The 18,896-nt window shown below is 71.9% G+C and carries 21 protein-coding genes; 13 read left to right on the plus strand and 8 right to left on the minus strand.

Translation table 11 applies throughout. The features are described from left to right. Positions 1-3: 3 nt before the first annotated feature. Positions 4-1,311: an acetamidase/formamidase family protein gene (locus DVK05_RS06830; RefSeq protein ID WP_121562641.1), complete on the minus strand. Its 1,308-nt coding sequence runs from the start codon at positions 1,309-1,311 to the stop codon at positions 4-6. A 140-nt stretch (positions 1,312-1,451) separates the two neighbouring features. Between DVK05_RS06830 and DVK05_RS06835 the strand changes: the two genes are divergently transcribed. From DVK05_RS06835 to DVK05_RS06845, 3 genes are all read left to right on the plus strand, one after another. Next, the gene (locus DVK05_RS06835) at positions 1,452-2,441 is read left to right on the plus strand and encodes a DUF6293 family protein (RefSeq protein WP_121562642.1); all 990 of its coding nucleotides are present in this window, start codon (positions 1,452-1,454) and stop codon (positions 2,439-2,441) included. Between the two features lie 139 nt (positions 2,442-2,580). Beyond that, on the plus strand, positions 2,581-4,038 hold the full coding sequence (gene cofH, locus DVK05_RS06840) for a 7,8-didemethyl-8-hydroxy-5-deazariboflavin synthase subunit CofH (protein ID WP_121562643.1): 1,458 nt from the start codon (positions 2,581-2,583) through the stop codon (positions 4,036-4,038). A 125-nt stretch (positions 4,039-4,163) separates the two neighbouring features. Beyond that, complete coding sequence (locus DVK05_RS06845; RefSeq protein WP_121562644.1) at positions 4,164-4,484, plus strand: DUF2250 domain-containing protein; 321 nt, start codon at positions 4,164-4,166, stop codon at positions 4,482-4,484. 35 nt (positions 4,485-4,519) lie between these two features. Here the strand turns inward: DVK05_RS06845 and hmgA are convergent, their stop codons facing one another. Both hmgA and DVK05_RS06855 read right to left on the minus strand, forming a co-directional pair. Further along, positions 4,520-5,743, minus strand: a complete 1,224-nt coding sequence (gene hmgA / locus DVK05_RS06850; protein ID WP_121562645.1) for a hydroxymethylglutaryl-CoA reductase (NADPH) — start codon at positions 5,741-5,743, stop codon at positions 4,520-4,522. An 85-nt stretch (positions 5,744-5,828) separates the two neighbouring features. Beyond that, positions 5,829-6,302: an N-acetyltransferase gene (locus tag DVK05_RS06855; protein ID WP_121562646.1), complete on the minus strand. Its 474-nt coding sequence runs from the start codon at positions 6,300-6,302 to the stop codon at positions 5,829-5,831. Positions 6,303-6,470: 168 nt separating this feature from the next. Between DVK05_RS06855 and DVK05_RS06860 the strand changes: the two genes are divergently transcribed. The 5 genes from DVK05_RS06860 to DVK05_RS06880 all read left to right on the plus strand — a co-directional run bounded on the left by DVK05_RS06860 (position 6,471) and on the right by DVK05_RS06880 (position 10,565). Beyond that, on the plus strand, positions 6,471-7,280 hold the full coding sequence (locus DVK05_RS06860; protein ID WP_121562647.1) for a DUF502 domain-containing protein: 810 nt from the start codon (positions 6,471-6,473) through the stop codon (positions 7,278-7,280). Further along, the gene (locus DVK05_RS06865) at positions 7,277-7,723 is read left to right on the plus strand and encodes an archease (RefSeq protein ID WP_121562648.1); all 447 of its coding nucleotides are present in this window, start codon (positions 7,277-7,279) and stop codon (positions 7,721-7,723) included. The genes DVK05_RS06860 and DVK05_RS06865 overlap by 4 nt, the downstream gene beginning before the upstream one ends. Before the next feature lie 55 nt (positions 7,724-7,778). Beyond that, positions 7,779-8,321 carry a hypothetical protein gene (locus DVK05_RS06870; RefSeq protein ID WP_121562649.1) on the plus strand — a complete coding sequence of 181 codons (543 nt, stop codon included), beginning with the start codon at positions 7,779-7,781 and terminating at the stop codon, positions 8,319-8,321. 90 nt (positions 8,322-8,411) lie between these two features. Next, complete coding sequence (locus DVK05_RS06875) at positions 8,412-9,920, plus strand: RtcB family protein (protein WP_121562650.1); 1,509 nt, start codon at positions 8,412-8,414, stop codon at positions 9,918-9,920. A 69-nt stretch (positions 9,921-9,989) separates the two neighbouring features. Next, a complete protein-coding gene (locus DVK05_RS06880) occupies positions 9,990-10,565 on the plus strand; it encodes an NUDIX domain-containing protein (RefSeq protein ID WP_121562651.1) in 576 nt (191 codons plus the stop codon). Between the two features lie 18 nt (positions 10,566-10,583). On the opposite strand, the gene DVK05_RS06885 is transcribed toward DVK05_RS06880, so the two are convergent. The 3 genes from DVK05_RS06885 to DVK05_RS06895 all read right to left on the minus strand — a co-directional run bounded on the left by DVK05_RS06885 (position 10,584) and on the right by DVK05_RS06895 (position 12,321). Next, positions 10,584-10,895, minus strand: coding sequence for a thiamine-binding protein (locus tag DVK05_RS06885; protein WP_121562652.1), 312 nt, complete (start codon positions 10,893-10,895; stop codon positions 10,584-10,586). A gap of 77 nt (positions 10,896-10,972) precedes the next feature. Continuing rightward, a complete protein-coding gene (locus DVK05_RS06890; protein WP_121562653.1) occupies positions 10,973-11,908 on the minus strand; it encodes an alpha/beta hydrolase in 936 nt (311 codons plus the stop codon). Next, on the minus strand, positions 11,905-12,321 hold the full coding sequence (locus DVK05_RS06895) for a hypothetical protein (RefSeq protein WP_121562654.1): 417 nt from the start codon (positions 12,319-12,321) through the stop codon (positions 11,905-11,907). Before DVK05_RS06895 ends, DVK05_RS06890 begins: the two co-directional genes overlap by 4 nt. Before the next feature lie 234 nt (positions 12,322-12,555). On the opposite strand from DVK05_RS06895, the gene DVK05_RS06900 reads away from it, so the two are divergent. The 3 genes from DVK05_RS06900 to DVK05_RS06910 all read left to right on the plus strand — a co-directional run bounded on the left by DVK05_RS06900 (position 12,556) and on the right by DVK05_RS06910 (position 15,885). After that, positions 12,556-13,716: a DUF4013 domain-containing protein gene (locus DVK05_RS06900; RefSeq protein ID WP_121562655.1), complete on the plus strand. Its 1,161-nt coding sequence runs from the start codon at positions 12,556-12,558 to the stop codon at positions 13,714-13,716. A 25-nt stretch (positions 13,717-13,741) separates the two neighbouring features. Then, on the plus strand, positions 13,742-14,809 hold the full coding sequence (locus DVK05_RS06905; protein ID WP_121562656.1) for an mRNA surveillance protein pelota: 1,068 nt from the start codon (positions 13,742-13,744) through the stop codon (positions 14,807-14,809). A gap of 482 nt (positions 14,810-15,291) precedes the next feature. After that, positions 15,292-15,885: a hypothetical protein gene (locus DVK05_RS06910; protein WP_121562657.1), complete on the plus strand. Its 594-nt coding sequence runs from the start codon at positions 15,292-15,294 to the stop codon at positions 15,883-15,885. A 57-nt stretch (positions 15,886-15,942) separates the two neighbouring features. Here DVK05_RS06910 and DVK05_RS06915 read toward each other — a convergent pair whose 3' ends face one another. After that, positions 15,943-16,122: a hypothetical protein gene (locus DVK05_RS06915; protein WP_121562658.1), complete on the minus strand. Its 180-nt coding sequence runs from the start codon at positions 16,120-16,122 to the stop codon at positions 15,943-15,945. 42 nt (positions 16,123-16,164) lie between these two features. Continuing rightward, positions 16,165-17,958 (minus strand): translation initiation factor IF-2, encoded by a 1,794-nt coding sequence (gene infB / locus DVK05_RS06920; RefSeq protein WP_121562659.1) that lies wholly within the window; start codon positions 17,956-17,958, stop codon positions 16,165-16,167. 160 nt (positions 17,959-18,118) lie between these two features. On the opposite strand from infB, the gene DVK05_RS06925 reads away from it, so the two are divergent. Continuing rightward, entirely contained in the window at positions 18,119-18,364 is a 246-nt protein-coding gene (locus DVK05_RS06925) for a PRC-barrel domain-containing protein (RefSeq protein WP_119713056.1), read from the plus strand. Beyond that, positions 18,364-18,822, plus strand: a complete 459-nt coding sequence (locus tag DVK05_RS06930) for an NOB1 family endonuclease (RefSeq protein WP_121562660.1) — start codon at positions 18,364-18,366, stop codon at positions 18,820-18,822. The genes DVK05_RS06925 and DVK05_RS06930 overlap by 1 nt, the downstream gene beginning before the upstream one ends. Positions 18,823-18,896: the final 74 nt, after the last annotated feature.

Raw genomic sequence — 18,896 nt, forward strand, 5'->3', positions numbered from 1 at the left:
GGCTTACAGCCCGTACTGTTCGCGTGTCACGTCGTCGAGGCCCGACTCAGCCAGCACGTCGGCGGGCACGAGCATGTCGAGCTGGACGACCCCCGGGAGCCGACCGATCTGGACGCCGCCGGTGAAGGTACACCGGGCGCGGACCTCGCCCTCGCTCATGCCGAGCAGCGTCCCGGCGCGGTCGAAGGCGTTCTGCGTGGCGTCGTTGACGGTCGCGCCGGAGCCGATCACCTGGATCGGGGCGGCGTCGGTGTCCACGTCGACGCCGTGCTCCTCACCGAGGGCCTCGCCGGCCGCGACCTCGTCGTCGTCGTACGGCGCGCTGATGAACGGGAGGTCCTCCTCGTTCGGGAGCAGGACGGGCCCGTCGAGGTCCACGTCCTCGATCACCTCCACGTCCATCGTGACCGTCCCGCTCACGTCGGTGGTGTGGAGGGAGAGTTCGCCGTCCCCCTGGTTCGCGTGGAGGTCGCCGACGTAGATCCCGCCGCCGTCGACGGCGACCGGGCAGATCAGCGTCGCGCCCGCGCGGACCTCGGGCACGTCCATGTGGCCGTCGGTGCGCAGGTCCAGGTCCTCCTCGGTCTCGACGCCGTAGTCGTGGTCGGCGCCGATGAGGTTCTGCCCGAAGTCGCCCGCGTTGTGCGAGTCGGGCATGGTGACCGGCGGCGTCGTCCCGATGTTGCCGATGAACGGGCGGAGCCGACCGAGCGTGCCGGGCATCTCGTCGGGCTCGTACAGCAGGATCGGGTGCTGGCGGGCGTTCTCGGGGATGTCCATCACGCGCTCGGCGTCGGTCGCGAGCGCGTGGGCGCCGTCCTTATCGAGCGTGATCCCGACCGCGTTCTCGTGGTCGAAGGCGACGGTGTAGCCGTACTCGAAGCCGAACGAGGAGGCGTTGGCGCCGCACTCCGCACAGCGGATCGCGTCCTCGCCGGTCCCCTCGACGACGGAGTCGGGCCAGGTCGTCCCGCACTCCGGGCAGCGGTGGTCGACGAAGGGGTCGTCGCCGAACGCCTCGTCGCGCTCCGCCATCGATCCCGTGCTGGTGGCCATGCTCGTCACCTCCACGTCGCGGATGTGGATCGCGACGGCGTCGCCGACCTCGGCGCCCTCGACGCGGATCGGTCGGGTCACCTCGTGGCCGCCACGGAACGAGGGCGTCACCATCGGCCCCCAACAGCCCGGCGGCGTGTACGTCGTCACCGTCCCGCCGTCCGCGACCGTGCCGGCCCACTCCTGGTCGGGCCCGACGAGCCCGAGCGTGTACTGGTCGACGTACAGCTCCTCTTGAACGCCTTGCTGTGACATGACGTGTCAGGGTATGGCGCAGACCAAAATAACCCTACTGCCCGCGGCGGCGGACGGTCGGGGGAGCGATCCGGAGCGCCCGCGTCCGCCCGGGCTCGCTTGCGGTTGTTTATACCTGCGCCCCGTCAAACGGAGCGCGTATGCAGACCCACGTCGTGCCCGTCGGGTTCGACTACGACCGGATGATCGCCCCCCTCATCCGGGACCAGTTCGACGTCGACCGCGTGATCCTCTTGGAGGGCGCCGTCGGCAGCGAGGCCAACGTCGAGTACTCGCGGAACATCGCGCGCAAGCTCGAACAGGACTTCCGGAACCTCCTCGGCGCCGAGACGGTCCGCGAGCGGTTGGACGACGTGTACGACTACGACGCCGCCTTCGAGCGTGCCTTCGACCTCATCAACGCGGAGCTGGACCGCGACGATGACCCCGACGCGGCGGGCGACGAGGCGGGCGCGGAGGGCGTGGGGGACGCGGACGACCCGTCCGCCGGCGACCGCGAGGTGTGGGTGAACCTCTGTTCGATGCCCCGGCCTGTCTCCTTCGCGTTCGCGACCGCTGCGCACTCGATCATGGTCGAGCGGCAGGCGGACCGCGACCGCATCCACACCTACTACACGGCCCCCGAGAAGTACTTGGAGACCGAGCTGGCGGAGGAGCTGCGCGCGACGCGGGAGCTCCTACAGGATCTCAACGACGACGGAGATGCCGACCCCGACCGCGTCGCCGACCGCCTGGCGAGCACCACGGACCTCCTCGCGGAGTTCGACGAGCGCGGCACCACCATCGGCGCGAAGCGCATCGGCGACCGCCACGTGATCGAGCTGCCGGTCGCCTCCTTCCAGAACGTCAAGCCGTTCGAGGAGCTGGTGCTGTTCACGCTCGGCGAGCACGGCGAGTTCGAGTCGGTCTCGGAGCTGGCGGAGACGCTCGCGGCCGAGCTCAACGAGGAGTACACGGAGTCGTTCCGCTCGAAGGTGATCTACAACGTCGACCGGCTCGGCCCCGGCGGGAAGGGGTACATCGAGCGCGAGGAACACGGGAAGTCCTACCGCACGAGCCTCTCGCGGATCGGGGAGCTGTGGGTCCGCGCGCACGCCGACGAGGACCGGGACTACCGGGATCCGGCGTGAACGCGCCCTGACGAGACGGTCGCCTCCGCTTCGGTCCGGCCGCTCGCCGGCACGCGCCACGGGGGGACGGCGCGCGATTATCGCTCGGCGAGTGTCTCGACCCGCCCGTTTATCAGGGTGGAACCGGGAGCGTTAGGGGATGAGTTCGGGGGGCAGTTCCGACGCGAGCGGGTCGCACGGTCGCGGGGGCGGCGACGGCGAGAGCGGCGCGGACGAGTTCGACTTCGCGGCGCCGGCGACCGGCCAGTCGTTCGAGAACGCGCTCGCGAAGGCCCGCGACGGCGCCCGACTGACGGTCGACGACGCGACCGAACTGCTCGCCACGGGCACGGACCGCGAGGGGATCGACCCCGTCCGCAAGGAGGCGGTGCTGGAGGCGGCCGACCGGCGCAGGGCCGAGGAGGTCGGCGACGAGGTCACCTTCGTTGCCAACCTCAACAACAACGTCACCACGGCGTGTAACACGGGCTGTCTGTTCTGTAACTTCAAGGACACCGCGCACGCCTTCGAGGCCGACAGCGACGTGGAACACGCCGGGTTCACCAAGCCGCCCGCGGAGTCGCGCGCGGTCGTCGAGGACGCCCTCGACATGGGGGTCTACGAGGTGTGTTCCGTCTCGGGGCTCCACCCGGCGTTCGCGCTGAACGAGGAACATCACGAGATACTCGCCGCGCACGACGACCCCGCGAGCGAGGTGAACTACAAGCCGCCCGAGGCGTACGCGACCGACCCGGGCACCTACGTCGAGCAGATGGCGGCGATGTCGGTCGGCGGCGTCCACCTCCACTCGATGACGCCGGAGGAGGCGTACCACGCCAAGCGCGGCACCGACTGGGCGTACGAGTCCGTCTACCGCGAGTTGGCCGAGGCCGGCCTCGACTCCGCGCCGGGCACGGCCGCCGAGATCCTCGTCGACGAGGTCCGCGACGTGATCTGTCCGGGGAAGATCCGCACGGGCGACTGGGTGGCGGCGATGGAAGGCGCGGCCGCCGCCGGCCTCGACGTCACCTCGACGATGATGTACGGCCACGTCGAGACGGTCGCGCACCGCGCGCAGCACTTAGAGGTGATCCGCGACCTCCAGGACCGGACGGGCGCGATCACCGAGTTCGTCCCGCTATCCTTCATCCACCAAAACACCCCGCTCTACCGGCGCGGCGTCGTCGACTCCGGGCCCTCGCGCGCCGAGGACGAGCTGGTCGTCGCGGTCGCGCGGCTCTTCTTAGACAACGTCGACCACGTCCAGGCCTCGTGGGTGAAGTCGGGCGACGCCCACGGGCTGAAGCTGCTCAACTGCGGCGCCGACGACTTCATGGGCACCATCCTCTCGGAGGAGATCACCAGCCGCGCGGGCGGCGAGTACGGCGAGTACCGCTCGTTCGACGACTACGTCGAGATGATAACGGCGATCGGTCGGACGCCCGTCGAGCGCTCGACGGACTACCGCACCCGCCGCCGGATCGACCCCGACGACGGCCCGCACGGTCCCCGGCTCGGCCCCCGCGCGGACGGGACGCCGATGCTCCCGGACGGCCCGTCCGGCGGCGAGAGCGGCGCCGACGCGACCGGGACGCCCCCCGCCGACGCCGACGACTGAGCCGCCCGGAGCGACGCCGCCCCGACTGGTTCTTCACCGAACATGTTCCGCCGACCGCCGGCGACTCCCAGCGAGTGGGAACCCGCGGTACCCCCTTTATCGTGGTACACGTCACCACGTGTGAGATGGCCCTACCTGACGCGCGGCCCGTCGACCGTCCGGAGGACGCCGTCGATGACGGGAGCGGCGACGAGGGGGTCGACTTCGAACGGCCGTCGCTCACGCGCTCCGACGAGCGACTGCTCTCGTACCTCGCCGACGTGGGCGCCGACTACCAGGCGTTCATCGCCGGGAACACGGGCCTGTACGCCGACCACGTCGAGTCGCGGCTGACCGCGCTGGCGGACGCCGGGCTCGTCGAGCGCGTCTCCGGCGAGGCGGTGTACCGCGTCACCGACGCGGGGCGGGAGGCCCTCCGCGAGGACTGCCCGCGCTGGTCGGATTAAGAGAACGGCAGGATTGCCGCGCGGCGCCGACCCGTCTACCGCCCCAGCTCCTCGTGGGCCGACGAGAGGTGTCGCGACCCGAGCGCCGCGAGCAGCGACAGCTCGCCGGCGAGCGCGCAGACCGCGATCGACTCCGCGAGCGCGTCGGCGTTGCTCCCGGCCGGGTCGCCGCCGCCCGCGACGCCGAGGATCTCCAGGCTGGCCTGCTGCGTCGGCAGCTTCGTCCCGCCGCCGACCGTCCCGACTTCGAGGCTCGCCAGCGAGACGGAGACGTAGAGGTCGCCGTCCGCGGTCGTCTCGGCGGTCGTGATCGCGTTCGCGCCCTCGACGACCTGCGCCTCGTCCTGCCCGGTCGCGAGGAACATCGCCGCGACCGCGTTGGCGACGTGCGCGTTGAACCCGAGCGCGCCCGCCTTCGCGGAGCCGACGAGGTTCTTCCGGGTGTTGATCTCCGCGATCGCCTCCGGGGTCGTGTGGAGGCGGTCCTCGACGACTTCGCGCGGGACCGTCGCGTCCGCGACGACCGAGCGCCCGCGCCCCTCGACGGCGTTGATCGCGGCCGGCTTCTTGTCCGAACAGAGGTTCCCCGAGAGCGCGACGAGCGAGGCGTCCGTCTCCGCCTCGATCACGTCGCAGGCCTCCCGGGTCGCGATGGTGGCCATGTTCATCCCCATCGCGTCCTTCGTGTCGTATCGGAACCGGCAGAAGACGTTGTTCCCGACGACGTACGGGGTCACGTCGAGCAGTTCGCCGTGGCTCGTCGTCGACTCCGCGGCCTCGGCGAGCGCGGGCTCGTTGTCGCGGACCCAAGCGACGAGCGCCTCTGCCTCGGCGACATCGGCGACCCGGAAGACGGGCGCGCGGGTCATCCCGCTCTTCGTGACCCGCGCGGTCGCGCCGCCGGCGTCCTCGACGACGGAGCAGCCGCGGTTGATCGACGCGACCAGGGCGCCCTCGGTGGTCGCCAGCGGGAGGTAGCGCTCGCCCGAGGCGGCGCCGCCGTCTATCGTCACCGGGCCGGCGACGCCGACGGGGACCTGGACGCCCCCGAGCGTGTTCTCGATGTTCGAGCCGTGGACGGCGTCGGCGTCGAACGCGTACTCGCCGAGCGGGTCGAGGTCGGCGTCGGTCGCCTCCGCGACGAGCAGCCGGCGCGCGGCGGTCGCGACGTCGGCGTCGGCGTGGTCTTCCAGCTCGTGGAAGCGGAGGTCGCCGTCGCGGACCCGGGCGGCGAGGTCCGCGGGAGTCGGTTGCGACATGGCGGCCACTCCTCGCGGCGGGCGCTAATTACTGTCGGTTCGGCCGGCTTCGGGGGGGAGCGGGACGGGCGCGGAGGACGGTCGCCTACCGGCCGACGAACCCGGAAAGGCGCTCCCGGAGCGACTCGCCGCCGAGCTTGAGGTAGTAGGCGTCGCCGCCGTCCTCGTAGTAGTCGTCGATGCGGCGGATCACCTCGAAGCCGAGGTGCTCGTAGAAGCCGAGCGCCCGCCGGTTCGTCGTGCGGGCGTGGCACGTGACCGACCGGTGGTTCGCCGCGACGTCGGCGACGAGCCGCTCGGCGTGACCGCGGCCGCGGTGGTCCGGGTCGACGGCGAGAAAGAGGATGTAGCCGTCGCGCCGGACGGAGGCGAAGGCGACGAGCCGGTCGTTCTCCACGAGCAGGTGGGCGGTCGACCGGCGGTACGCGTCGACGAAGAAGCCGCGTCGCTGTCGGAGGACGCCCTCCGCGGACCGAATTCGCTCTTTGAGCTCCCACGCGGCGGTCGCGTAGTCGGACTCGCCGGGCGGGTCGGTCCGCTTTTCGACGTTGACGCTCACTGCGATGACCTAACACGTGGACGGAATATAACTCCACCGCCAGCGGGGACCGTTGCGGGCGCGTACGGCACCGTGCGCGGGTCGGCGCCCGTGCCGACGGGTCGAGGCCGAGGGGGGCGCCGACCCTGACGGAAACGATTTTGTCGCGGTCGCGCGTGGAGTCACACAATGACCGACGAGTCGTCGGGAGTCGAACTGCTCCGACGAGCCTTCCTCACCGGCATCGCCGTCATCGTCCCCGCCGTCATCACGCTGGCCGTCCTCGCGTTCGCGTTCAACGCGGTGTACGACTACCTCGACGCCTTCTCGTCAGCGATCGTCGCCGTGTCCCCGGGGAACGGGCTGCCGCTCGTCAGCGCGGTCTCCCGGGAGCTCGCGATCGAGATCGCGACCCCCGTCGTGTTCGTGGCCGCGATCCTCCTCATCGGCGCCGCCGTCGAGTCCTCGCGGTACGGCGAGCGCGCCGTCGACTACGTCGACTACGCCGTCGAGCGGGTCCCGGGCGTCGGCTCCGTCTACCAGGGGTTCCGGCAGATGAGCGACGCGATGCTCGACTCGGACGGCGGGAACTTCCGCGAGGTCGTCCTCGTGGAGTTCCCGACCGAGGAGACGTACACGCTCGCGTTCGTCACGAGCGAGACCCCCGACGTCATCGCGGACCACGCGGACGGCGAGGGCGACGGCATGCGGACGCTGTTCATGCCGATGGCGCCGAACCCGGTGATGGGCGGCCACGTCGTCTTCGTCCCCGACCGCCGGATCGTCGACGTCGAGCTGACCGTCGACGAGGGGATCCGCGCGCTGGTGACGAGCGGCGTCGCGTTAGAGGAGGTCGCCGCCGACCTCGACGACGTGGACGCGGAGGACCTCCGCGCTCCCCAGCCGGAGCGGACCATCGACGCCCGGTTCCAGCCCGACGAGCGGACGGAGAGCCACGAGGACTCCCGCGACGAGCGCGAGCGGAACGGTGACGGATGACGTACGAGCTGCGCGAGCACACCGCCGACGTCGCCGTCGAGGCGACGGCCGACACGCTCTCGGGACTGTTCGCGGCGGTCGCCGACGGGCTCGCGGCCGCCAGCGCGGAGTCGGTCCCGGCCGCCGGCGAGCGGTTCGACCTCGAGGTCGCCGCCGAGAGCCGCGAGGCCCTGCTGTTCGACTACCTCGACCGCCTGATCTACGAGCGGGACGTGCGGCTCGTCCTGCCGGCTGACCACCGGTGTACGGTGGTCGCGCCGGAGTCCGTCGGCGCTGCGGACGACGACGCCGCGGACGCGGACGAGTGGCGGCTCACGGGGAGCGCGCGCGGCGTCCCCCTCAACGCGGTGTCGGCCCGCGAGGTCAAGGCGGTCACTTACTCCGAGATGGCGCTCGAACGGCGCGGCGACGGGTGGTACGCGTACGTCGTGTTCGACGTGTGAGGCCGCCCCGCGGGGCGTGACAAACCGTTATGTTTGTCGAGTACATTGTTACCGTATGTCACGCACAGAGCTTCGCGACGGGACCGGACCGGACGGCACTGGTCGACGCTGGCGCGCGGGGGCGAGTTCGGGGCTCGTCGCCGGCGCGGCGATGGGCGCCGTGTTACACGTCGGCCTCGGGCTCATGCCGACGATCGGCGCGCTGGTCGGCGTCGAGACGGTCGTCGGGGGGTGGGCCGTCCACCTGTTCAACAGCACGCTGTTCGGCGCGCTGTTCGTCGCCGTCTTCGACCGGTCGTTCTTCGCCGACCTCCGCGGGGACGTGGGCGGGTGCCTGTCGCTCGGCGTCATCCACTCGGCGCTGCTCGGCGTGATCACCGGCGGGCTGCTGCTGCCGGCCGCGATCGCGATCGAGGGCGCCACCTCGCTGCCCGTGCCGACGCTGCCCGTGCCCGGCCTCACCGCGAGCTTCGAGTTCGGCGTCGTCATCGCGGTCGCGCACCTCGTGTACGGGGTCGTCCTGGGGCGGGCGTTCGCCGCGTTCACCCTCGCGGAGGGCGCGATCGACTGGCTCCCGATCGACCCCGCGAACCGGTAGCCGGCTCGCCGGCCCCCGGGCGGCGTCGCGGCGGCCCGCCGGCGACCGCCTGACGCAACGCCCTTGGCGCCCCGCGTCGAAGTGGCGCGCATGACAACGCGCGAGTTCGACGGGATCCGGCTAGAGAAGGTGCGCGAGCACGTCTGGGAGATCCCTCGCGAGGGCGAGATGAACGTCCCCGCGCGGGTCCTCGCCAGCGAGTCGCTGCTGGAGGCGATCGGCGACGACGACTCGCTCCGGCAACTGAAGAACGCGACGCACCTGCCCGGCATCGTCGAGCCCGCGATCTGTATGCCCGACGGCCACCAGGGGTACGGCTTCCCCGTCGGCGGCGTCGGCGCGATCGACGCCCGGACCGGCTGTATCTCGCCCGGAGCGGTCGGCTACGACATCAACTGCGGCGTCCGGATGGTGCGGACGAACCTCACCTACGACGACGTGCGCGGCCGCGAGGAGGAGCTGGTCGACGCGCTGTTCGAGGCGATCCCCTCGGGGCTGGGCGGCGGCGGCGTGATCGACGGCACCGCCGACGCCGTCGAGGGCGCGCTCGAACGCGGCGTCGAGTGGGCGGTCGAGGCGGGGTACGGGATCGAGAGCGACCTCGCGCGCTGCGAGGACGAGGGGCGGCGCCCCGACGCGCGCCCGGAGTACGTCTCCCAGAAGGCGATGGACCGCGGGCGCAACCAGATGGGGTCGCTCGGGTCGGGCAACCACTTCCTGGAGGTCCAGCGCGTCACCGACGTGTTCCGCGCGGACGTGGCCGGGTCCTACGGGCTGAGGGAGGACGGGATCGTCGTCCTGATCCACTGCGGGAGCCGCGGGCTCGGCCACCAGACGTGTAACGACTACCTGCGCCGGATCGAGCAGGAGCACGGCGACCTCCTCGACGAGCTCCCGGACAAGGAGCTGGCGGCCGCGCCCGCGGGCTCCGAACTGGCCGACGAGTACTACGGCGCGATGGGCGCGTGCATCAACTTCGCGTGGGTGAACCGTCAGCTGATCACCCACCAGACGCGCGAGACGTTCGGCGAGGTGTTCGACGCGGACCCGATCGACGACCTCGGGATGGAGCTGCTGTACGACGTGGCGCACAACATCGCGAAGAAGGAGACCCACGAGGTCGGCGTCGACGCCGAGGGTCGCCCCGCCGTCGGCGACGCGGCCGTCGACCGCGCGGAGCGCGAGCTGTACGTCCACCGCAAGGGCGCGACGCGGGCGTTCCCCGCGGGCAACGAGGACGTGCCCGAGGCGTACCGCGGCGTGGGCCAGCCCGTCATCATCCCCGGGAGCATGGGCGCCGGGTCGTACGTCCTCCGCGGCGGCGACGAGTCGATGTCGGTGTCGTTCGGCTCGACCGCCCACGGCGCCGGCCGCCTGATGAGCCGGACGCAGGCGAAACAGGAGTTCTGGGGCGGCGACGTCCAAGACGACCTCGAAGACGGTCAGCGGATCTACGTGAAAGCGCAGTCCGGCGCCACCATCGCGGAGGAGGCGCCCGGCGTCTACAAGGACATCGACGAGGTGATCCGCGTCAGCGACGAGCTGGGCATCGGCGACAAGGTGGCGCGGACGTTCCCCGTCTGTAACATCAAGGGGTGACGGCGGGCGCGGATACGGCGTCGCCGACGGCCGCGGGGCCTTTGTTTCCGCGGGCCGTTGAGCGGGTCGATGGGCGACACCCCGCCGCCGTACCCCGTGGAATCACTGCGTGATCCGGAGACGCTGCTCGACCGGGACGCGGTCGCGGTCGAGCGCGTCGCGAGAGGACTCGACGCCGAGAGCTACGAGGCGCGGCGCGAGCGGTACGAGGACATCGACGGCGTCGTCCAACTCGGCGTCACGGACGGCGACGGCCGCGTGCTGCTACAGGACTGGAACGGCACGGGCGAGTGGGCGCCTCCGGGTGGAACCGTCGACCCTGGCGAGGACTGGGCGGCGGCCGCGCGTCGGAGCGCCGAGCGCTTGACGGGCGTCTCGGTCGACATCGACGGGGCGGTCCTCGTCGAGGACCTGCGGTTCGAGCGGCGCGACGGCTCGGCGTCGTTCTCCGCGTACGGCGTCTCGTTCGTGCTCTCACTTGCGGAGACCGCCCCCTCGTTCCGCGAGGACCCAACCGTCGCCCCCGGGAGCCGATTCTCGGGGGGCGACGCCGAACTCGCCTGGGTCTCGGCCGTGCCCGACGACGCAAACGAGAACCACGTCGACCACGTCGAGCTGTTCCTCCGGTTCGCGGGCGGCGACTGAACGGCGGCCGCCCGCGGATCAGCGCTCCCGCTTCGCCTCTCGGCCGAGGTGCTCCTCGACGGCGTCGACCTTCGCCGCGGCGGTCCCGTCGCTCGTCCGCTTGTCGTCTATCTTGAGGAACGTCGAGACCCGGTCGCCGTCGACCGCGTCGTGGGCGGCCGCCGCGGCCGCGAACAGCGTCTCCGCGTCGTCGGCCTCGATCACCGTGCCCATCGGGTTCGTCTCGTAGCTCACGTCGAAGTCGTCGAGCGCGGCGACGGCCGCCGCCACCTCCTCGGCCATGCTCTCCTCGATCACCGGCGCGACGCTCAACATCGCGATCGCTGTCATACCCCAGTGTGCGCCGCGGGCTCACTTAAGCTGTCGCGCGGGCCGGTCCGCGGGCGCGGGCGAGCCCGACCGCCCGCCTATTCGAACGCGTCGCGCAGGAAGGAGAGCTGGTGCCCGACCGCGCCCTCGAAGTCGTCGCCGAGCACCGAGAAGTGGTCCGCGGGCATCGTGACGACGGTTCCGCGCGAGAGGCGCTCGCCGGCGGCCGCGACCGCGTCGGCGTCGACGATGGCGTCGTCGGTCCCCGCGAGCAGCAGGGTGGGCGCGTCGACCTCGTCCAGCCGCGTCACGGGCCGGTAGCCGACGAGGCCGAGCAGCGACCGCGCGGGCGTCTCGTTGCGCCACGCCGACTCGCGGTCGACGAGGTCGATGTACTTGCGCTCCGCTCCCGGCTCGGTGATCGCGGCGCGCTCCTCGGGGTCGCCGACGATCGGCACGGTGCGGCCGCGACCGACCCGGTGGCCGAGCAGGTCGCGCAGCCCGGCGGCGCCGGACCGGAGGAGGTAGCGCCCGCCGCGCCGCAGGGCGATGGCGCGCCCGTCGAGCATCGGGACGAGGCCGACCACCGCGTCGACGTCGCGGCGCTCCGCGGCGAGCGTGAGGACGTGCGCGGCCGACAGCGACGCCCCCCAGAGCACGAGGTCGTCGCCGGCGTCGTCGACGCGCTTCGCGCGGTCGATCGCGGCCGCGTACGCGTCGCGCTGGCGGTCGAGGTCGACGAGCTGGGAGTCGCCGTCGGACGCGCCGAACTCGGGGTGGTCGAAGAGGAGCGCGGCGTAGCCCGCGTCCGCGAACCGCTCCGCGACGGCGGGGTAGCCGAAGCTCCGCTCCGCGCCGAGCCCCGGGGCCATCACGACGACCGGGGGGTCGGCCGCGTCGCCGCCGGGCAGGTACAGCGTCCCGCGGCAGGTCGCGCCGTCGACGTCGAACGCGACCGCGCGGGTGGCGAACCGCTCGCGGGCCGGGCGCGCGAGGCGCCGCTGCGCGCGGTTGACCGGCTTGCGTCGGGTCACCGGTCCGCCTCCTGCCCGTCCGCGTCAGCGTCCGCCGCGTCCGACGAGCCCTCGGCCTCGTCTCCGGACTCGTGGCTGAGCGTCTCCAGCACGCGCGACGAGAACTCGGTCTCGGATATCTCGTAGCCGATGAGCGCCTCGAACCACTCGGCCTCGGCGTGCCACGTCCCGAGGACGTCGCCGGGCGAGCGGACCACCGTCCCCTCGACCCGGACGGGGTCCCACTCGTCGGCCTCGGCCTCGTCGATGAGCGCGTTGAGCGCGCGCCCGATCTCGCCGCGGTGGACCTCGCGGCCGGGGAACGCGGTCATGTACGTCAGCTCCAGCGGGTCGCCCCCGTCGATCGATTCGACGCTGACGCCGTAGCTCCTGAGCTCCGGCTCCAGATCGGTCGTCCCCTCGTCGCCGGTCATACCCGATCCGTCGGCGGGACGGGATAAATCGGTACCGGCACGCGGCGGCGACGCATCTGGGGGAACGGCGTCGGCAGAAAGCCGCGGACGGGGGGCGACCGCCGAGTGGCGGCCGCGGTGGGTTGTCAGAGGCACACGATTGTCCCGCGCGGCCGACCGGCAATACTCCGCGAAGCGGTATAAACGCTCGGGCCGGGTACCATTTATGCGGCTCCCGTCCCTGTGTCCGGTCACATGCTCACCGCGGCCGCGACGGCGCTGACGCGAACCGACGACACCGCGGGCGTCGTCCTCGTCGGCGGGTCCGTGACGCTGTTGGGGTGGATCCTCACACCCCTGTGGCTCGCCGGCGTCCTCTTCGTCAGCCCCGCCGTCGCCGTCGCGGCCCCGGTCGCGCTCGCGCCGTCGCTCGTGGCGCGCGGCTACCTCGTCCGGGTGACGCAGGCGGCGATCCAGCCCGGCGACGCCGCCGGCGCGCCGTCGCTCGTCGCCTGGGGAGAGCTGGCCAGGGACGGCCTCAAGTCGGCGCTGCTGTCCGCGGCGCTGCTCGCGCCCCTCGCCGGCGGGCTCGCGGTCGCGGGCGGCGCCGTCGCCGCGCTCGTCGCGGGCCCCGTCGAGCCGGCGGCGACCGCGACCGCCGTCGAGTCGGCGCTCGGACCGAACGGGCCGGCCGCCGTCGCCGTCGTCGCCGCCGGCGCCGTCCTCGCGCTCGTCGGCGCGTACCTGGTCGCGTTCGCGTACGTCCGCCCCGCGGCGCTCGCCGCGTTCGCCGCGTCCGGTCGCCTCCGGGACGGGCTCGACCCGCGAACGGTGGCCGGCGTCGCCGCGACGGGGCCGTACGCGACCGGGTGGACGCTGGCCGTCGGGGCGCTCGCGGTCGGGTACGCGGTCGCGGCGCCGACGGTCCCGCTCGTCGTCGGCGTCGCCGTCGCCTTCCTCGCCCGGATCGTCGCGCACGACCTCTACGGGCGGGGGGCGGCCGACAGCCTGACCGAGGGGACGGCGGCGGCAAGCGCGGCGACCGCGACGCGGCAGACGGTTGGTCAGGCGCACGACGCCGCTCGCTCGGGCGACGAAACGGGAGCCGACGCCGGATCGAGCCCGAGCGTCGGTCCGGCCGGCGACGGGCCGCCGGCCCCCGTGGTGTCGGGGGACGGCGGACGGCCGATGCGCAGCGAGCCGCCGGCCGCGGTTCAGGTCGGCCGCGACGTTTCGGTCGGCGAGGGGAGCGACGCGGTCGGCGGCGACCCGACCGACGCGGTCGGCGACGACGCGACCGGCGAGTCCGCCGATGCCGACCCGAGTCGCCCGGGTGACGCGAGCGACGGGGACGCCGATCCGACCGGCGGCTTCGAGTGGGGGCCGGCCCTGTCCGACGCGGAAGACAAGAGTTGATACGGGCGCGAGCGAACGCCCGGACATGCGCATCTCCGAGCGGGGGTACGGCGAGGAGGGCCGGGAACGGCTCACGCTGGTCCCCGAGAACGTGGACGACCTCTGGCACCTCGCGCACGTCCTCGAACCCGGGGACCTGGTCGAGGGCGACACCACCCGGCGGATCCAGCGGAACGACGACCAGATGCGGGACACCGGCGGGCAGCGCGAGCACATCTTCGTCACGCTGGAGGTCGAGGACGTGGAGTTCGCGCGGTTCGCCAACCGGCTCCGCGTCGGCGGCGTCATCGTCGGCTGCTCCCGGGAGGACCAGCTCAACGCCCACCACACGCTCAACGTCGAGGAACACGACGAGATAACCGTCGAGAAGCACTTCAAGCCGGACCAGACGGAGCGGTTGGAGGAGGCCACCGAGGCCGCGGAGAACCCCGACGTGGCCATCGCCACCGTCGAGGAGGGCGCCGCCTACGTCCACACGGTCCAGCAGTACGGGACGGAGGAGTACGCCTCGTTCACGAAGCCGACCGGCAAAGGCGAGTTCTCGCGGCCGCGCGAGGAGCTGTTCGCGGAGCTCGGCGAGGCGCTCGCGCACCTCGACGCCGACGCCGTCATCCTGGCCGGGCCGGGGTTCACGAAGAACGACGCGCGCGACTACATCGACGAGGAGCACCGCGACCTGACCGACCGCATCTCGGTCGTCGACACCTCGGCGGCGGGCGACCGGGGCGTCCACGAGGTGCTGAAGCGCGGCGCGGTCGACGAGGTCCAGAAGGAGACCCGCATCTCGAAGGAGGCGAACCTCATCGACGAGCTGACCGAGAACATCGCGAAAGGCGAGAAGGCGACGTACGGCCCGGACGACACCGCCGAGGCCGCCGAGTTCGGCGCGGTCGAGACGCTGCTCGTCGTCGACGAGCGCCTCCGGACCGAGCGCCAGGGCGACGGCGATTGGGACATCGACGTGAACGCGGTGATCGAGTCGGTGGAGCAACAGGGCGGCGACGTGGTCGTCTTCTCCTCGGAGTTCGCGCCCGGCGAGCAGCTCGCCAATCTCGGCGGTATCGCCGCGATCTTACGCTACCGGCTCCAGTGAACCGCTGACAGTCGAAGTGCGGTGGCGCGTGCCTGCGAGCGGCCGCCACCGCGGCCGCGAGGAGCACGCGCGAGGGACGCGGTGAGCGCTCGGAGAGCGCGAACCGCGAGGCTGGGGAGGTGTGAGGTGCTGTGCGGTGCGGGGCAGGAATCGAAGGGGCAGTCGGGAGGCGGGCGCAGGCGACGCAAGCACTGGAGGGAGCGAGCAGCGCGAGCGACCGAAGCGCGCAGCGAGCGTGCGCCCGCCTCCCGACTGGGGCTTCGGTGGTGTTCGTGCCGACCGGCGATTTATAAGGGCCACTTTCGCACGGCCGAGCGGCTGGGGCTTCGGTGGCGTCCGTGTCGATCGCCAGTTTACAAGTGTCACCTTCGTACGGCCGAGCGACCGGGACACCGGCGCGCTCGGCCCGCGGACCGTCCACAACGAAACCGGTCACATACGCGGCCGTGGCCTTATGAGAGCGGGCCGCCAACTCCGGATCGATGGCGGACCGACCCGGCGGTGACGAGAGCGTCTCGACGACCGCCGACCGCGAAAGCGCCGACGACGCGGACGCAGACGCGCTCCCCGACACCGACGCCCGCTCGGACGCCGACGCCCTCCCCGACGACCTCGACGACGCGGGCGTCGACGAGGAGGTGAAGCGCCGGCTCCGCGAGGCGTACCTCAACGACGAGGAGAACGCGCTGATCGTCACGCGGGTGCGCTCCGTCGGCGACCGCGTCGCCGTCGAGATGCGCCCGCCGCACGGCGACGCCACCCACACCGAGCGGTTCGACGCGCCCCGCGACGGGTCCCTCCAAGAGTCCGAGGCGTTCCTAGAGTTCCTGGAGGCCGCCGGCGTCTCGCCGCTCGACGTCGACGAGCTCGTCGGCACCCGGGTGCCGGCGACGTACGACCCGGAGACGGGGTGGCGCGTCGACGCCGCGTACCGCGGCGAGTCCGAGGCCGGCGGCGGAAACCGGGTCGCGGCCGCCCGCGAGTGGCTGTGGACCTACCGGGCGTGGCTGCTCGCCGCGCTGCTCGTCGGCGGCGAGCTCGCCTTCGTCGCCGTGCTCATCCTGTTGTACGCGTAATCGGGAGGGACGGCGCGTCCGGGTCGCGGCGCGGGCGCGAGCGCGGTCGCCCGCCGGTCAGGCCGACTCGGCGCCGTCGACGTAGCCGATGACCAGCTGCGGCGCCACGACGGCGACGAGCAGCAGCACGCCGATCAGGAGGCGGTCGCCCAGGTCCGTCGCGACGCGAGCGCCGTAGGCCAGCGCGAGGCCGGCCGCCATGAACAGGAGGATGATCGCGTTCTCTCGGGAGACCATGGGCGGCGCTGATCGCTCGGAGGAAAAGTGTCTTCCGGGGGCTTACTTGCCCCAGAAGGGGTCGCGCTTGCGGCGCGTCTCCAGGTAGCCCTGAAGCGCCTCGCGCTCGTCGGCGGTGATCTCCTCTCTCAGCTCCTGTTCTAAGATCTTCGCGTGCTTCTCGGGCACTTCGGTCCAGAGCGTGTCGCCCTCCTCGATGCCGCGGCCGACGGTCGGCCCGTCGATGGCGATGCTGACCCGCTCGCCCGAGCGCGCCTCGTCGACGTCCTCGCCCTGCTTCTGAATCCCGGAGAGGCCGCCGACGCGCTCGAACTCGTTGCCCTCGAAGTAACCGACGTTGCGGTTGTTCTGGAGCGTGCCGGAGATGACCTCCACGCCGACGACCGCGGGGTCGTTCTGCCGGAACGTGTGGTCGGGGAGGATGCGGAAGCGGGCCGGGCGCACGACCTTGTCCAGCACCGTCTCCTGTTGGGCGCGCTGCTTCTCCTCGACGTAGCGCTCGTAGTCCTCGACCAGCTGGTAGATGACCTCGTTCTTGAACAGCTTCACGTCGGCGTTCTCCAAGTCCGACTCCGCGTTCTGGAGGAGGTCGACGTTGAACCCGAGGATGGCTTTGTGCTCGTCCTGGTTCGCCGTCTCCGCGACCGCGATGTCGCGGGGCGCGATGTCGCCGACCTCGGCGCGCAGGATGGGGACCTCGGCCTCCCGGAGGGCGTTCGCCATCGCCTCCAGGGAGCCGAGGGTGTCCGCCTTGACGACGACGCCGTTGTCGGCGGTCTCGACCTCGATCTCGGCCAGCTCGGCCTTCACCTCCTCGACGACCTGATCGACGGTGCGGTCGCGGACGACGCGGACCGGCGCGCCGGCCATCGCCTGATCGAGGTCGGGCGCGGCGATCTTCACGCCGGCCGCGGCGCCGACCTCGCCGACCTTCTCGAACTCCTTCTCGGTGCGTATCTCCGCGAGCGGCCGCGGGCGGAGCAGCGCGCGGATCTCGGTGACGATCGGCTCGTCCTGCCCGCCGACGACGACGGTGTCTCCGTTGCGGATCACGCCGTCGTAGACGACGGTGTCGACGGTGGCACCGAACCCGCGCTCGTCTTTCACCTCGAGCACCGTCCCCTCGCCCGGGCCGGTGACGTCGATGGCCATCTCCTCTTTCATGAACCGCTGGGAGAGGCCCATGAGAACCGTCAGGAGGTCCGGGACGCCCTCGCCGGTGAGCGCCGACAGCGGGACGACGCCGATGTTCTTCTGGAAGTCCTGGACGCGCCAGTAGAGGTCGGCGGAGAAGCCGGCGTCCGACAGCTGGCCGATGATCTCGTAGAGGTTCTCGTCGAGCATGGACTTCGCGCGCTCGGACTGGGCGTCCATGCTCCGCTGGATCGGTTCGCCGTCCTGCGGGTTCCACCCGGGCGTCGTGTCGACCTTGTTGGCGGCGACGACGAAGGGCGTCCCCGTCCGCCGGAGGATGTCGATCGCCTCCTCCGTCTGCGGCTGGAAGCCGTCGTTGACGTCGACGACGAGCACCGCGATGTCGGCGAGCGCGCCCCCGCGGGCGCGCAGCGTCGAGAAGGAGTGGTGCCCCGGCGTGTCGATGAACAGCAGGCCGGGTAAATCGAAGTCCGACGGGTCGATCAGCTCGCCCGCCATCCCGGAGATGGTGTCGAGCGGGATGTCCGTCGCCCCGATGTGTTGGGTGATCGCGCCGGCCTCGCCCTCGCTGACGGCGGAGCCGCGGATCGTGTCGAGCAGGCTCGTCTTGCCGTGGTCGACGTGCCCCAGCACGGCGACGATGGGGGTTCGCAGGGTGTCCGCGTGTGTGTGGTCGGTCATATGTGATCGCCCCGAGAAGGTTATACCGTCTCTTGCGCCCGGCCGTCAGTTAAGCCTTTCAAAATGCCGCGACGAACGGCGGCGGCGAGCGCCCGGTCCGCGTCCGTCGCCCGTCCGACGCCCCGTGGCGTTTAATACCGTCGCCCGGAACCGTGCGGGTATGGTCGACATCCTCGCGGAGAACCTCTCCGGGAAGGCGGTGATGAGCTCGGACGGCACGGAACTCGGGGACCTGTACAACATCACGATGAACCTCGAGTCGGGGGAGCTGAACCACCTCCTCGTCAGCCCGCACGAGCAGCTCAGACACGAGCGCGTCGACTTCGAGTTCGACGAGATGGGGCGGCTCCGAGTCCCGGTCGCGAACGTGCAGGCGGTGAAAGACTACATCGTCGTCGCCCGCTGATGCAGGTCCTCGACTCGTCCGCGTTCATCCACGAGTACACGACCGACGAGGACGTGGTCTCCATCCCGGCGGTCCACGAGGAGCTCACCGGCGAGGTCGCGCTCCGGTTCGACGCCATGGAGGGCTCCGGCATGACCGTCCACGTGCCCGCGCCCGAGGCGGTCGACCGGGTCCGCCGGGCCGCGAAGGGCTCGGGCGACGCCGCGGAGCTGTCGGACACCGACATCCGGCTCATCGCGACCGCACTGGAGCTTCACGCGACGCTCGTCAGCGACGACTACGCGATGCAGAACGTCGCCGAGCGGCTCGACCTCCCGGTCGAGCCCATCGACAGGGAGGGGATCACCGAGGAGCGGGAGTGGCGCTTCCAGTGCGTCGGCTGTAACCGCACCTTCGACGAGAACAAAGAGCGGTGTCCGATCTGCGGCAGCGACCTCACGCGGAAGAACCCGGCGTGAGCGGGCGGGGGAGGTGACGCGGTCCGGCAGGAGGGTGCGGGCCGACGGGGTGACGCGGCCCGACCTGACGCCCG

Origin of the sequence: Halorubrum sp. Atlit-8R, from assembly GCF_003666025.1 — an archaeon.
Classification (GTDB): Archaea; Halobacteriota; Halobacteria; order Halobacteriales; family Haloferacaceae; genus Halorubrum; species Halorubrum salinarum.